Origin of the sequence: Cupriavidus sp. WS (genome assembly GCF_000395345.1) — a bacterium.
GTDB lineage: Bacteria > Pseudomonadota > Gammaproteobacteria > Burkholderiales > Burkholderiaceae > Cupriavidus > Cupriavidus basilensis_B.
In genome coordinates this window covers 1-12,349 of record NZ_AQPL01000095.1, presented here as the reverse complement: position 1 = coordinate 12,349, position 12,349 = coordinate 1, and the positions used below count along the sequence as shown (strand labels likewise).

Genomic DNA, 12,349 nt, shown 5'->3' with positions numbered 1-12,349 from the left:
CGCGCGCCGGCGCCGGCCGCGGCGCCCTGCGCGTCCGGCGCGGCCGCGCTACGATGGTGGTACCAGTACCATCCACCGCCCGCCAGCAGCACGGCCAGCGCGGCGGCGATCAGTCTGGGGCGGTGCGAGGCCGCCTTGCCGGACGTTGGCTGTTTAGCCTGTTGGTTTTCTTCGGGGTTGGCCATGACCGGTTCCTGGGATGCGACGCGACAAAACGCGTAAATCGGGTTTTCGGGGTGGGAGAGGCAGAAGTATGCCGTAATGCCATCCGCGCGAGCCGCGGGCAGCACGCGACGGCACATCGTGCCGGGCAGCTTCGGATCGGTGCCGCGCTCTCCGGCGGCGCCGGGGGCAGCAAACATAAGCGAAGCATAATGCGCCCTGGCGGCGCGGATGTTTCACCGCCGACGCCCATTCTTACAGTTCATTACCAGTGGCCCGGGTGTAATGCCCTGAAACAATTCGCCCGGATTGCCGCGCCCAGCCTAGCTATCATCTGCCTATGCGAGCCAATCAGCCCACCCAGATCCTGGTCGTCGACGACGATCCAGAACTCCGCGACCTGCTGCGCGAATACCTGAGCCAGCAAGGCTTTGCGGTCTCCGTCCTGCACGACGGCGAAGGCCTGCATGCGCGCCTGGAGCGAGAGCGCCCGGCGCTGATCGTGCTGGACCTGATGATGCCGAAGGTGGACGGCCTCACCGCGCTGCGCAACCTGCGCGCCAAGAATGACGACATCCCGGTCATCCTGCTGACCGCGCGCAGCGACGAGATCGACCGCATCGTGGGCCTGGAGATCGGCGCAGACGACTACCTCGGCAAGCCGTTCTCGCCGCGCGAGCTGCTGGCCCGCATCAACGCCGTGCTGCGGCGCAAGCTGGCGCGCCCGGCGGCCGCGCCGGAAGACCGCGAAGGGCTCGCGTTCGGGCCGTTCCGCGTGAATTTCCGCCAGCGCTCGCTGGTGCGCGCGGGCGACGCGGTGCCGATCAGCGACACCGAATTCGCGCTGCTCAAGCTGCTGCTCACGCATCCGCTCGAAGTGCTCTCGCGCGAGCGCATCGTGGAGCTGATGTACGGTTCCGCGAGCGGCATCAGCGACCGCGGCATCGACGTGCAGATATGGCGCCTGCGGCGCCTGCTCGACGAAGACGCGCAGCGGCCCCGCTACATCCAGACCGTGCGCGGGCGCGGCTACACCTTCGTGCCCGACGAAGCCGACGACATACCGCAATGAAACTGCGCATCGACACGCTGTTCGGCCGCATCGCGCTGCTGATTGCCGCGGTGCTGGTGCTGAGCCACTTCTCGTGGCTGGCGATCCTGCGCATGGACCGCCGCCAGCAGCAGGTGGACTATTCGGTCGAGCAGATGCTGTTCCAGTTCGACAGCATCCAGCGCGCGCTGGCGGCCAAGCCGCCGGCGCCGCTGCCGAGCCTGGTCGAGGTGGCCAGCGAGGCCAGCGCGGTCGAACACACCGTGACCGCCAAGGGCCGCGCGCGCCGCCTGGTCGACCAGTTCGCCCAGCGCCTGCCGGCCGGCAGCCAGGTGCGGCTGGAGGAAGAAGAGACCTCGCGCATCTGGGTCAAGCTGCCGCATCGCGAGGACTGGATCGCCATGCCGGTGCTGTGGGTGGTCAACCCGCCGCCCGACAACCGGCTGCTGCCGGGCGTGATCCTGGTGGTGGGCGTGGCGATGGCGGTGGCGCTGCTGATCGCCTGGCAGATCCAGCGCCCGGTGCGCGACATGGCCGCCGCGGCCGAGCAGCTCTCGCGCCAGCACGCGGTGGAGCCGCTGCGCGAGCGCGGCCCGCACGAGCTGCGCCAGTTGATCGAGCGCTTCAACCGCATGATGGCCGACCTCACGCGCATCGACCAGGAGCGCAACACCATGCTGGCCGGCATCGCCCACGACCTGAAGACGCCGCTGGCGCGGCTGCGCCTGCGCGCCGAGATGCTGGCCGATCCCAAGTCGGCCGCCGGCGTGACGCGCGACGTGGAGTCGATGTCCGCCATCGTCGAGCAGTTCCTCACCTTCGCCCAGAGCGGCGAGCCGGCCGCGCGCCCGGTGCCGGTCGACCGCCGCATCGCCGAGCTGGCCGCCTCGCTGGCCGAGCAGGACAAGACCATCGAGCTGTCGCTGGCCGCCGGCGAAGGCTTTCGCATGATCGCCACCCAGCTCGACCGCATCGTCGGCAACCTGATCGACAACGCCTACGCCTACGGCGCGCCGCCGGTGCGGCTGTCCACCTCGCGCCAGGCCGACGGCTGGCACATGGTGGTGGAGGACGAAGGCAGCGGCATCCCGCCCGAGGCGATGGAAAAGGTCACGCTGCCATTCGTGCGGCTGGACCCGGCGCGCGGCGGCAACGCCCACTCGGGCCTCGGCCTGGCCATCGTCGACCGCCTGGTGCGCCAGTCGGGCGGTCGCCTGGTGCTGGAAAACCGCGCCGAAGGCGGCCTGCGGGTGGAGATGATCTTCCCGTTCGCGGCGCTGGCGCAGGCGGCCTGAGCGACTCCACCGCGCGGGTCCGCGCGGCAGGGCGTATCAATCCTGAAGCAGTTTTGGCCGGATCGGCGCGCCGGCGCGCCCGTCTTCCCTTGCCATCGCCATGCGTGCCGCGTGCCGCCTCGCGTGGTACGCAGATTGCGGCTCCCGGCTTCTCCATGTGTTTCGGCGACGCACCGTGCCGTGCCAGTTGATCAGGAGACGCATCATGGCAACCTTTGTCACCTTACTGAACTTCACCGACCAGGGAATCCGTACCGTAAAGGATACGACCCGGCGTGCCGCAATCGTCCGCGAAATGGCGAAGACATGCGGCATCGAGATGAAAGACATCTACTGGACGCTCGGGCAATATGACCTCGTGGCGACCTTTTCCGCGCCCGACGAAGCCACGATGACGGCGTTCGGCCTGTCGATCGGCGCGGCCGGCAACGTCCGCACGCAGACGCTGCCGGCCTTCTCCGCGGACGAGATGGAAAAGATCCTCGGCAAGATGCCCTGAGCGCCCGCCCGAAGATTCAGGGTCGGGCGACTCCGCGTGGCGCGGGTCCGGCAGCGGACCCGGCGCACCTTCAGGCCGGTTCCTGGTGGCGGGCCCTGGCCCAGCTGTAGGTATCGTCGAGCGCGCCTTCGATGCCGTCGAACAGCTGTTCGATCTCGCTCCTGGAGATGATCAACGGCGGGCACATGTTGACCGTGTCCCCGAGCGCTCGCGTGATGACGCCGCGCGACAGCGCGAAGGTCCCGGCTTTGGCCGCGACCCCGGTTTCCACCGGATAGGCTTCCTTGGTCTGCTTGTCCGCCACCACCTCGACGGCCCCGAGCAGCCCGACGCCCCGGGCTTCCCCGACGAGCGGATGGCCGGCCAGCGCGGCCAGCCGCGCCTGGAAATGGGGGATGATTTCGCGCACGTGGTCGAGAATCCGCTCGTCCTCGTAGATATCGAGGGTCTCCAGGGCGACCGCGGCCGCGACCGGGTGGCCCGTGTATGTGAAGCCGTGGCCAAAGGTGCCGATCTTGCGGCTCTCGTCGACCATCGCCCGATACACCTTGTCGTTGACCATCAGCGCCGAAATGGGCAGGAAGCCGGCGGAGAGCTGCTTGGCGCAGGCAATCATGTCGGGCTGCAGATCGTAGAGCTGCGAGCCGAACGTCTCTCCCGTTCTGTAGAAACCGCAGATCACCTCGTCGGCAATAAGGAGGATGTCGTACTTCCTGAGGATCTTCTGGATCTTTTCGAAGTACGTCGCGGGCGGAACGATGACGCCGCCGGACACCATGATCGGCTCGGCGAAGAAGGCGGCAATGGTCTGCGGGCCTTCGGCGAGAATGAGCCGCTCCAGCGAGTCGGCGCAGCGGGTCGCGAAGGCCTCCTCGCTTTCGCCGGCGAGCGCGTTGCGGTAGTGGTGCGGGCAGTCGGTGTGCAGGATGCCGGCGATCGGCAGATCGAAATCCCGGTGATTGTTCGGCAATCCGGTGAGGCTCGCCGAGGCGATCGTGACGCCGTGGTATGCCCGCTTCCGCGAGATGATCTTCTTCTTGTCGGGCCGGCCCAGCGCATTGTTGTAGTACCACGCGAGCTTGATCGCGGTGTCGTTGGCTTCCGAGCCGGAGTTGGCGAAGAAGACTTTCGACATCGGTGCCGGGGCCATCCCGATCAGCCGCTCGGCGAGGCGGATGGACGGCTCGGACGCCTTGTGCCCGAATGCGTGATAGAAGGGCAGCTTGCGCATCTGCCTGTCCGCCGCATCCGCCAGGCGGTCATTGCTGAAACCGAGCGACGCGCAGAACAGGCCGGCAAGCCCCTCCAGATAGCGGTTTCCCTTGTCGTCGTACACATACACGCCTTCGCCGCGCGTGATGATCATGGGGCCAGTCGTTTCGTGCACCCCCAGGTTCGTGTAGGGATGCAGTTGATTGGCGATATCCGCCGATGAGAGATTCGTTGCCTGTTTCATTGTTCTACTCGCGTTTGGATTGCATGGCTACCGGCGGGGTCAGATGGGCTCCACCCCCGCCTCCTTCATGACATCGCGCAGCTTCGGGATGTCCGACTTGATCTGTTCGGCGAATGCCGCGGGGCCGATCTTTTCCGGCGGGAGTTCCTGGCCCACTTCGGACAGGCGTTCCCTGTATTCCTTCGACTTCAGGACCTTGGTCAGCGCCGCCTGCAGCTTGCCGACGATGTCCTTCGGGGTATTTTTTGGCGCGACGATGGAAGCCCACGACGACATGTCGAATCCGGGGAATCCCTGCTCTGCGATGGTGGGAACGTCCGGCAGCGCCGCCGTGCGCGCGGCGCTCGTGACGGCGAGGGGTTTCAGGTTGCCGTTCCGGATGTACGAGATGCTGCTCGAGATCGTGTCCGCATAGATCTGGACCTGGTTTCCGATCAATGCCGGAAGCGCCTCGGCGGCGCCCTTGTAGGGGACATGGGTCATCTTGATGCCGGCACGGGTGTCGAGCAGCTCCACGGCGAGATGGGAAAACGTCCCGGTTCCGAATGAGCCATAGCTGAGCGCGTCGGGGTGTTGCTTCGCCTGGCCGATCAGTCCCTTGACGTTCTTGAGCGGGAGCGTCTGGTTCGCCAGCAGGACCAGCGGCTGATACGAGACCAGCGACACCAGCTCGAACGCATCCGGGTCGTAGCGCAGCTTCTTGTACTGAAAGCGATTCGATACGAGCGACGACGTGGTGGCCACCAGCAGCGTATAGCCGTCGGGCGTGGCATTCGACACGGCCTCGGACGCGATCAGCGTCGCCGCGCCGGGGCGGTTCTCGACGACAAACGACTGGTTGAGCTCGGCCGACAGCTTCTCGCCCAGGTAGCGGCTCACGATGTCGACGCCGCCTCCGGCCGGGAACGGAACCACGAGGCGTACCGGCCTGGCCGGCCAGGAGCTGGTTTGCGCAAGGGCGGTGGTCCCGAGAGCCAGCAGGGTGAATCCACAGCAGATTCGTCGAAAGAGACTCATCATCACTCCGTAGAAAGGTCGTCTTGGCAGCGGAGGGGTTGCCTCCGTCCTGGAGCCGTCTGCCCGGGGCGCGAGAAGCCAATGATACGCAGGCGCCCCGGATTTTGAATCCGCGTATACACGAATACGTGTATCCAATTCCAGATGGCGAAATATAATGGAGCAAGAGTTGTGCCTGGGAGGGTGGGGCCCGCGCGCACCCTTGCAGTGCCATTTGCGTGTCGCGGGCAACGATTCCGGCGTCTGCGCTGCACCGGAAGCGCACATCGGGATGGCGCGGATGTGCCGCGCCCGCGCATGTTCGTGTCACGAACATGCGCGGGGGAGCGCGCTCTCTATAATTGCTCCCCAAACATCAGGACACAGAATGCGTCAGTCACCGTTCGAGCCTCGCCCCGCAAGCGCGCAGGAAGAGGCGTACCAACACATCCTCCACGGGATCCGGATGGGGGAGATGCGGCCCGGCGATCGCCTCGTTCCCGAGGAAATCGCGGCTGCCATCGGCATGAGCCGCATGCCGGTCCGCGAGGCGTTCAGCCGGCTGGCGGGCGAGGGCCTGCTTGTCATCCGGCCGAACCGCGGTGTCGTGGTCCGGGGCCTGACCGAGAAGGAGGTCAGCGAGGTCTTCGAGATGCGCGCGGTGCTGGAGGGGCTGGCCGCGGCGATGGCGGCCGAGCGGGCCACGGAGGCGGATATCCAGGATCTGGAACAGCTGCTCGTGCGGATGGAAAGCTGTCAGCCCAGCCTCTCGGACTGGATCACCGTGCATCGGCAGTTCCACGAACGGCTGTGTTCCATCAGCGACGCGCCCAGGCTGATGCGCCAGATATCCTCACTGCATTCGGTGGTGGAGCCGCTGATGCGCATCTGGCTGGAGAACTCGCCTTCGCTGGACAGCATCCAGTCCGTCCACGAGGAATTGATGCAGGCGCTGAGGGACGGCGACCCCGCCGTCATGGAGGCATTGATGCGCGCTCACGTGCGGGAGACGACTTCGAGCATCACGGATGCGATGCGGCAGGGCGCTCAGGCCCCGTCGGGCGTGTAGCGCGCGGAAGCGGGCCGCGCCGCTCCCGGCGCAGACCTTCAGCCCGCCTTCTTCTTTTCACCGATCCGGCTTTCCTTGCCGGCCAGCAGGTTGCCGATGTTCGCCCGGTGCCGCACCACCAGCATCACGCTGATGACGAACACCGCGCCGGCGATCACGTCCACCCCCGACATCAGCACGTAGAAGAATGGCGCGAACACCGCCGCCACCAGCGCGGCCAGCGACGAGTAGCGGAAGAAGAAGGCCATGATGAGCCACGTGGCCAGCGTGCCCAGGCCCAGCAGCGGGTCGATGGCGAACAGGATGCCGGCCGCGGTCGCCACGCCCTTGCCGCCGGCGAAACCGAAGAACACCGGGAACAGGTGGCCGAGGAACACCGCCACCGCCGCCAGTGCCACGCCGCTGTCGCCGATGCCGTAGGCCGGGCCGAAATGCCGCGCCAGCCAGACCGCCAGCCAGCCCTTGAGGCCGTCGCCGATCAGCGTCAGCACCGCCGCCTTCTTGTTGCCGCTGCGCAGGACGTTGGTGGCGCCGGGGTTGCCGGAGCCGTAGGTGTGCGGATCGGGCAGGCCCATCGCCTTGCTGACCACGACGGCGAAGGAGAGGGAACCGATCAGGTAGGCGAGGATAGCGAGAATCAGGTTGGCCATGTGGGGAACGGGAATTTGAGGCTGGCCGGATTGTAGCGCGGGCCAGCCCGGCGCAGTGCCGCGGCTGCGCCGCGATTTCCCCGTGACTTCCCCAATACCGCGCCGCCGTTCTTGCGGGACGGCGCGCGCGGGCGCCGCTCAGTCGGGCAGCGCGCACTCCACCGCCACGGCGCCGACCAGCCCGGGCAGCACGCCCGGCGCGATGCTCACCAGGTAGCCGCGCCGGCCGCCGTTGATGTAGATCGTGTCCAGCGCCAGCACGCTCGCCTCCACGTAGACCGGCATGCGCTTGCGCGTGCCGAACGGCGAGGTGCCGCCGACCATGTAGCCGCTGTGGCGCTGCGCGACCTCGGGCTTGCACGGCTGCACGCTCTTGCGGCCGGTCTGGCGCGCGAGGTTCTTGGTGGAAACCGAGCAGTCGCCGTGCATCAGCACGATCAGCGGCTGCGCCTTCTCGTCTTCCATCACCAGCGTCTTGACCACGGCATGCTCGGGCACGCCGAGCTGGCGGGCCGATTCGCCGGTGCCGCCGTGCTCGACGTACTCGTAGGCATGCTCGCCGTAGGCCACGCCGTGCTGCTTGAGGAACTGGGTGGCCGGGGTTTCGGAAACGTGTCTGGGCTTGCTCATGATGAATGCTGCTGTGATGGGTGCGCGCGGCGGGGCGCTCAGCCGCGCGGATGGTGGTGCTGGTGCAGTTCGCGCAGGCGCTCGCGCGCCACGTGGGTGTAGATCTGCGTGGTGGAGATGTCGGCGTGCCCGAGCAGCAGCTGCACCACGCGCAGGTCGGCGCCGTGGTTGAGCAGGTGCGTGGCGAAGGCATGCCGCAGCGTGTGCGGCGACAGCGGGGCGTGGATGCCGCCCTCGCGCGCGTGGCGCTTGATCAGGTGCCAGAAGGCCTGGCGCGTCATGCCCTCGCCGCGCTGGGTGACGAACAGCGCGTCGCAGGCGCGCTCGCCGAGCAGCGCGGGGCGGCCCTGCGCGAGGTAGCGGCGCAGCCAGTCGCCGGCTTCCGCGCCGAACGGCACCAGCCGCTCCTTGTTGCCCTTGCCGCCGACCACGCGCGCCACGCCCTCGTTGAGGCCGATCTCGATGGTCTTCATCTGCGTGAGCTCGGACACGCGCAGGCCGCTGGCGTACATCAGCTCCAGCATGGTGCGGTCGCGCAGGCCCAGCGCGGTGGCGGTGTCGGGCGCGGCGAGCAGGGCCTCGACCTGCGCCTCGCTCAGCGTCTTGGGAAAGCGCGGCGGCTGCTTGGCCGGGCGCAGCAGCAGGCAGGGGTCGGCGGTGATCATGCGCTCGCGCAGCGCCCACTGGAAGAAGCGCTTGAACACCGTGAGCCGCCGGTTGGCCGACGACGCGCGCGTCTCGGGGTGGCGCGCGGCGAAGTAGCCGTTGAGGGCGGCGTCGTCGACCTCGAGTAGCGCGCGCGGGGCATCGGCGTGCAGCCAGCGCACGAGCAGCGTGAGGTCGCGCCGGTAGGCGTCGATGGTGTTCTGCGAGAGGCCGTCCTCGAGCCACAGCGCGTCGCAGAAGCGGCCGACCAGGTCCAGGTCGGCCAGCAGCGCGGCGCTGTCGGGCGCCGCGTCGGGGTCGGGGAGGGCGGCTGTGGCTGCGGCGCGGCTCATATCAGCATCACGCCTTCGTGGCGCAGCAGCCAGCGCTTGGTGTCGAGCAGGAAACCGTCCTCGCTGTGATGGGCGAAGCCGCCCAGGCCGCCCGCGCTCACCACGCGGTGGCACGGGATCACCAGCGGAAACGCGTTGGAGCCGCAGGCCTGCCCGACCGCGCGCGGCACGCTGGCGATCTCGCGCGCCATCGCGCCGTAGGTGGTGACCTTGCCGCGCGGCACGGCGGCGATGGCGCGCCACACGCGGCGCTGGAAATCGGTGCCGGCCGGCGCCAGCGGCACGTCCAGCGGCGCGTCGGGATCGGCGTAATAGGCCTCGAGCTGCCGCGCCAGCCGCCGCGCCACCGCGCTGGCGGGCGCGACGGGCGGCACGCTGCCGGGCAGGTAGACGATCTCGCGGATCATGTCGCCCCCGGTGCGCACGCCGACCTTGCCGAAGGGCGCGGGGAGGATGGCGTCGAAGCGGGAATGCATGGCGGGCGGAGTGCGGGAAACGGGCAGCGGTTGGCGCGAAAGGCCGGCGCAACGGCCGGGCCGGTAAATCCGGATTCTAGTGCATGGCGGCGCGGCGATCGAAAAAGGCCTCCCGCGGGAGGCCTTCCTGATTGCCGATTGCCGGCGAGGCTGGCTTGCCGCCGGTGTTCTCCCCCTTTCCCATTTCATGGGAAAGGGGAGCAAACCTTCGGCGGCGCAGTTCCGCCCCGCGCTTACTGCTCGAGCTTGATGTTCTGCACCTTGACCAGGTTCTTCATCTTGTCGAACTCCTTCTTGATCTCCGCCGCGTGCTGCGCCGGCGAGTTGCCCGACGGCTCGGCGCCGGCGGTGCGCAGGCGCTGCTGGAAGTCCTTGTCCTGCAGGGCCTTGACGGCGGCCTCGTTGAGCTTCTTGATGACGTCGTCGGGCGTGCCGGCCGGCGCCACCAGGCCGTACCACGCCGGGTCGTTCGGCTCCTTCAGGCCCATCTCGCCGAAGGTCGGCACGTCGGGCAGCGAATCCAGGCGCTTGTTCCACGCCACCACGATCGCGCGCAGCTTGCCGGCCTTGATGTAGGGCATCGACGACGGCAGGTTGTCCACCATGATCGGCACCTGGCCGGCCAGCACGTCGTTCAGCGCGGGGCCCGCGCCGCGGTACGGGATATGGACCATGAAGGTCTTGGTCGAGACCTTGAACTGCTCGCCCAGCATGTGGCCGAACGCGCAGGTGCCGGACGTGGCGAACGAGTACTTGCCCGGGTTGGCCTTGAGCACCGCGAGGAATTCCTGGTAGTTCTTGGCCGGGAAGTTCGGGTTGACCGCGATCACGTTGGCCACGTTGGCCAGATTGGTGATGGGCTTGAAGTCCTTGATCGGGTCGTAGGACAGCTTGGGGTTGCAGGCGGGGTTGACCGCCATCGTCGACACCGTGGAGATGCCGATGGTGTAGCCGTCGGGCGCGGCCTTGGCGATGGCGTCGGCGCCGATCGAGCCGCCCCCGCCGGCGCGGTTTTCCACCACCACGGGCTGGCCCAGGATGCGGCTCATCTGGTCGGCCGCGCCGCGCCCGACGATGTCGGTGGTGCCGCCCGGGGCGAACGGGATGATCAGCCGGATCGGCTTGGTCGGAAAGCTTTGCGCCTGCGCGACCGACGCGGCGGCGGCCAGGCCGAGGGCCAGTGCAATCTTGCTCTTGTGCATGAGATCGTGTCTCCCATCAAAGACCGGGCGGGGATGTCCGCCCAAGGTGAAGAACGCCGGCCAGGCGCCCGCGGTGGCGGGCGCGGCGAGGCCGGCGGCGTGAGTTCTGGCGGGCGGGGCCGTGCGCTGCGGCCCGCGTCTCGCCGGTCAGCCGCCCAGGAGGCCGCGCTTGAGGTCCCGGTCGACCGGATGGTCGCCCAGGAAGATGCGCAGCACCGCCTGGTAGAAATCCTCGCCCGGGATCGGCTTGCCGCGCGGGGTGCCGTTGATGGCCACCACGGTGCCGCCGTCGGGCGAGAAGTCGAAATCGATCACGTCGCCCTTGCGGGCCGTGCCCATCTGTTCCATCGTCCGGTGCAGCAGCAGCAGGCGCTCGGACAGCCGCCGCACCTGCATCTCGCTGTGGTTCTCGCGGATGCCCTCGTCCAGCGCCTTGATGAAGCTGTCCGCGCCGACCTCGCGCAGCGGCCGGATCTGCAGGCGCTTGGGGCCCGGCGCGCCCAGCACCACGGTGGCGTTGCGGGCTTTCTCGGGCAGGTAGAGCGCGGCCACGTAGCCCTTGATGACGAACACCGAGCGCAGGCCCATGCCGTTGAGCTGCAGCTCCTTGCCGCCGACCCGGGTCGCGTCGTCGATGCGCATGCCCTCGATCTCGCCGGCGCGGGCGTGCCCGCCAGGCAGGGACAGGGCCGCGGCCGCGCTCGCGATGAGCGCCAGCTGGCAGGCGCGGCGCGGCAACGGCGCGCGCGCGGACGGGGTACGACGGGGCAGCATGAAGGACAGGCGGAACGACGGAACGTGTCATATTGAGGGATTTCTGCAACAATACCTATCGGTATCGGCCCTAGTCCGCACTTTGTTGCACTTTGCCGAAATTGCGCTACGCGAGGCAGTTTCCGCAGATAAGACAAATAAAACAAAGAAAGCAGTTAAAACAAACGAGACAATGTCTTTTGCCTTGCTGTTGGTGCCGGATTTCAGCCTGATCCTGATCGGCTGGCTGCTGGTGCGCTATACGCCGTTCGACCGCGCGTTCTGGGCCGGCGTCGAGCGCCTGGTGTATTTCGTCCTGTTCCCGGCGCTGCTGCTGCAATCCACCAACAGCGCGAAGTTCGATTTCTCCTCCACCTCGGCCATGCTCGGCCTGGCCCTGGCGACCACCGCGTTCGGCATGGCCGGCGGCTACGCCGTCAAGTGGGTGCTGCGGCCCGTGCCGGTCGATTTCGCCTCCGGCCTGCAGACCGCCTTCCGCTTCAATTCCTACATCGCGCTGGCGCTGGCCGCGCGCCTGGGCGGCGGCGAGGGCCTCGCCATGATGGCGGTGATCGTCGGCTGCACGGTGCCGCTGTGCAACGTGGTGGCGGTGTGGGCGCTGGCGCGCCACGGCGACGCGCGCGTGTGGCGCGAGCTGGCGCGCAACCCGCTGATTCTGGCCACCGCGGGCGGCCTGCTGACCAACCTGCTCGGCCTGCATCCGCCCGAGGTGCTGGCGATGACGCTGAACCGGCTCGGCTCGGCCTCGACCGCGCTGGGGCTGATGACCGTGGGCGCCGGCCTGCAGATGAGCGGCGCCACCGGCGCGGCCGGGCCGATGGCGTGGTGGAGCGGGGTCAAGCTGGTGGCGATGCCGTGCTTCGCGTGGCTGCTGGCGCGGCTGCTGCCGCTGACCGAGCTGCAGGCGCAGATCGTGGTGCTGTACGCCTCGCTGCCGACCGCCTCGAGCACCTACATCCTGGCCGTGCGCATGGGCGGCAACGGGCCGATGGTGGCGGCCACCATCTCGGTCATGACCGTGGTGGCCATCGTCACCACGCCGTTCTGGCTGGCCGTGGTCAGCTAGCGCGCGCGGCTAGCGTGGACGGCGC

The 12,349-nt window shown here is 68.3% G+C and carries 13 protein-coding genes and 1 pseudogene; 5 read left to right on the top strand and 9 right to left on the bottom strand.

Features of this window, described 5'->3' with window-relative positions; translation table 11 throughout:
• Nucleotides 1-185, bottom strand: a pseudogene (locus K206_RS37870) (multidrug transporter subunit MdtA); the annotation flags it as partial.
• A gap of 317 nt (nt 186-502) precedes the next feature.
• Here K206_RS37870 and K206_RS0109430 point away from each other — a divergent pair.
• The 3 genes from K206_RS0109430 (at nt 503) to K206_RS0109420 (ending at nt 3,007) form a co-directional block, all read left to right on the top strand.
• Nucleotides 503-1,234 carry a response regulator gene (locus tag K206_RS0109430; protein WP_020202167.1) on the top strand — a complete coding sequence of 244 codons (732 nt, stop codon included), beginning with the start codon at nt 503-505 and terminating at the stop codon, nt 1,232-1,234.
• The gene (locus tag K206_RS0109425) at nt 1,231-2,508 is read left to right on the top strand and encodes an ATP-binding protein (protein ID WP_020202166.1); all 1,278 of its coding nucleotides are present in this window, start codon (nt 1,231-1,233) and stop codon (nt 2,506-2,508) included. The genes K206_RS0109430 and K206_RS0109425 overlap by 4 nt, the downstream gene beginning before the upstream one ends.
• Nucleotides 2,509-2,713: 205 nt before the next feature.
• On the top strand, nt 2,714-3,007 hold the full coding sequence (locus K206_RS0109420; RefSeq protein ID WP_029043411.1) for a GYD domain-containing protein: 294 nt from the start codon (nt 2,714-2,716) through the stop codon (nt 3,005-3,007).
• A 70-nt stretch (nt 3,008-3,077) separates the two neighbouring features.
• On the opposite strand, the gene K206_RS0109415 is transcribed toward K206_RS0109420, so the two are convergent.
• Entirely contained in the window at nt 3,078-4,463 is a 1,386-nt protein-coding gene (locus K206_RS0109415) for an aspartate aminotransferase family protein (protein ID WP_029043410.1), read from the bottom strand.
• A 39-nt stretch (nt 4,464-4,502) separates the two neighbouring features.
• Nucleotides 4,503-5,483: a tripartite tricarboxylate transporter substrate binding protein gene (locus K206_RS0109410; protein ID WP_063826822.1), complete on the bottom strand. Its 981-nt coding sequence runs from the start codon at nt 5,481-5,483 to the stop codon at nt 4,503-4,505.
• A 364-nt stretch (nt 5,484-5,847) separates the two neighbouring features.
• Here K206_RS0109410 and K206_RS0109405 point away from each other — a divergent pair, with 364 nt between their 5' ends.
• Entirely contained in the window at nt 5,848-6,528 is a 681-nt protein-coding gene (locus K206_RS0109405; protein WP_020202162.1) for a GntR family transcriptional regulator, read from the top strand.
• Between the two features lie 38 nt (nt 6,529-6,566).
• Here the strand turns inward: K206_RS0109405 and plsY are convergent, their stop codons facing one another.
• From plsY to K206_RS0109370, 6 genes are all read right to left on the bottom strand, one after another.
• The gene (plsY, locus tag K206_RS0109400) at nt 6,567-7,178 is read right to left on the bottom strand and encodes a glycerol-3-phosphate 1-O-acyltransferase PlsY (protein WP_020202161.1); all 612 of its coding nucleotides are present in this window, start codon (nt 7,176-7,178) and stop codon (nt 6,567-6,569) included.
• 138 nt (nt 7,179-7,316) lie between these two features.
• Nucleotides 7,317-7,808 (bottom strand): Cys-tRNA(Pro) deacylase, encoded by a 492-nt coding sequence (gene ybaK, locus K206_RS0109395; RefSeq protein WP_020202160.1) that lies wholly within the window; start codon nt 7,806-7,808, stop codon nt 7,317-7,319.
• A gap of 38 nt (nt 7,809-7,846) precedes the next feature.
• A complete protein-coding gene (xerD, locus tag K206_RS0109390) occupies nt 7,847-8,806 on the bottom strand; it encodes a site-specific tyrosine recombinase XerD (RefSeq protein WP_020202159.1) in 960 nt (319 codons plus the stop codon).
• Entirely contained in the window at nt 8,803-9,282 is a 480-nt protein-coding gene (locus tag K206_RS0109385) for a methylated-DNA--[protein]-cysteine S-methyltransferase (RefSeq protein ID WP_020202158.1), read from the bottom strand. The genes xerD and K206_RS0109385 overlap by 4 nt, the downstream gene beginning before the upstream one ends.
• Before the next feature lie 233 nt (nt 9,283-9,515).
• The gene (locus tag K206_RS0109375; protein ID WP_020202157.1) at nt 9,516-10,484 is read right to left on the bottom strand and encodes a tripartite tricarboxylate transporter substrate binding protein BugE; all 969 of its coding nucleotides are present in this window, start codon (nt 10,482-10,484) and stop codon (nt 9,516-9,518) included.
• A 147-nt stretch (nt 10,485-10,631) separates the two neighbouring features.
• Nucleotides 10,632-11,258, bottom strand: coding sequence for a chalcone isomerase family protein (locus tag K206_RS0109370; protein ID WP_081651364.1), 627 nt, complete (start codon nt 11,256-11,258; stop codon nt 10,632-10,634).
• Between the two features lie 172 nt (nt 11,259-11,430).
• Here K206_RS0109370 and K206_RS0109365 point away from each other — a divergent pair, with 172 nt between their 5' ends.
• Nucleotides 11,431-12,324: an AEC family transporter gene (locus K206_RS0109365; protein WP_029043406.1), complete on the top strand. Its 894-nt coding sequence runs from the start codon at nt 11,431-11,433 to the stop codon at nt 12,322-12,324.
• Nucleotides 12,325-12,349: the final 25 nt, after the last annotated feature.

What these genes read in the sequence shown, in the direction of transcription:
- xerD (WP_020202159.1), bottom strand. Translation starts at nt 8,806, where the DNA reads ATGAGCCGCGCCGCAGCCACAGCCGCCCTCCCCGACCCCGACGCGGCG.
- K206_RS0109430 (WP_020202167.1), top strand. Translation starts at nt 503, where the DNA reads ATGCGAGCCAATCAGCCCACCCAGATCCTGGTCGTCGACGACGATCCA.
- K206_RS0109410 (WP_063826822.1), bottom strand. Translation starts at nt 5,483, where the DNA reads ATGATGAGTCTCTTTCGACGAATCTGCTGTGGATTCACCCTGCTGGCT.
- K206_RS0109385 (WP_020202158.1), bottom strand. Translation starts at nt 9,282, where the DNA reads ATGCATTCCCGCTTCGACGCCATCCTCCCCGCGCCCTTCGGCAAGGTC.
- K206_RS0109415 (WP_029043410.1), bottom strand. Translation starts at nt 4,463, where the DNA reads ATGAAACAGGCAACGAATCTCTCATCGGCGGATATCGCCAATCAACTG.
- K206_RS0109375 (WP_020202157.1), bottom strand. Translation starts at nt 10,484, where the DNA reads ATGCACAAGAGCAAGATTGCACTGGCCCTCGGCCTGGCCGCCGCCGCG.
- K206_RS0109425 (WP_020202166.1), top strand. Translation starts at nt 1,231, where the DNA reads ATGAAACTGCGCATCGACACGCTGTTCGGCCGCATCGCGCTGCTGATT.
- K206_RS0109365 (WP_029043406.1), top strand. Translation starts at nt 11,431, where the DNA reads ATGTCTTTTGCCTTGCTGTTGGTGCCGGATTTCAGCCTGATCCTGATC.
- plsY (WP_020202161.1), bottom strand. Translation starts at nt 7,178, where the DNA reads ATGGCCAACCTGATTCTCGCTATCCTCGCCTACCTGATCGGTTCCCTC.
- K206_RS0109420 (WP_029043411.1), top strand. Translation starts at nt 2,714, where the DNA reads ATGGCAACCTTTGTCACCTTACTGAACTTCACCGACCAGGGAATCCGT.
- K206_RS0109405 (WP_020202162.1), top strand. Translation starts at nt 5,848, where the DNA reads ATGCGTCAGTCACCGTTCGAGCCTCGCCCCGCAAGCGCGCAGGAAGAG.
- ybaK (WP_020202160.1), bottom strand. Translation starts at nt 7,808, where the DNA reads ATGAGCAAGCCCAGACACGTTTCCGAAACCCCGGCCACCCAGTTCCTC.
- K206_RS0109370 (WP_081651364.1), bottom strand. Translation starts at nt 11,258, where the DNA reads ATGCTGCCCCGTCGTACCCCGTCCGCGCGCGCGCCGTTGCCGCGCCGC.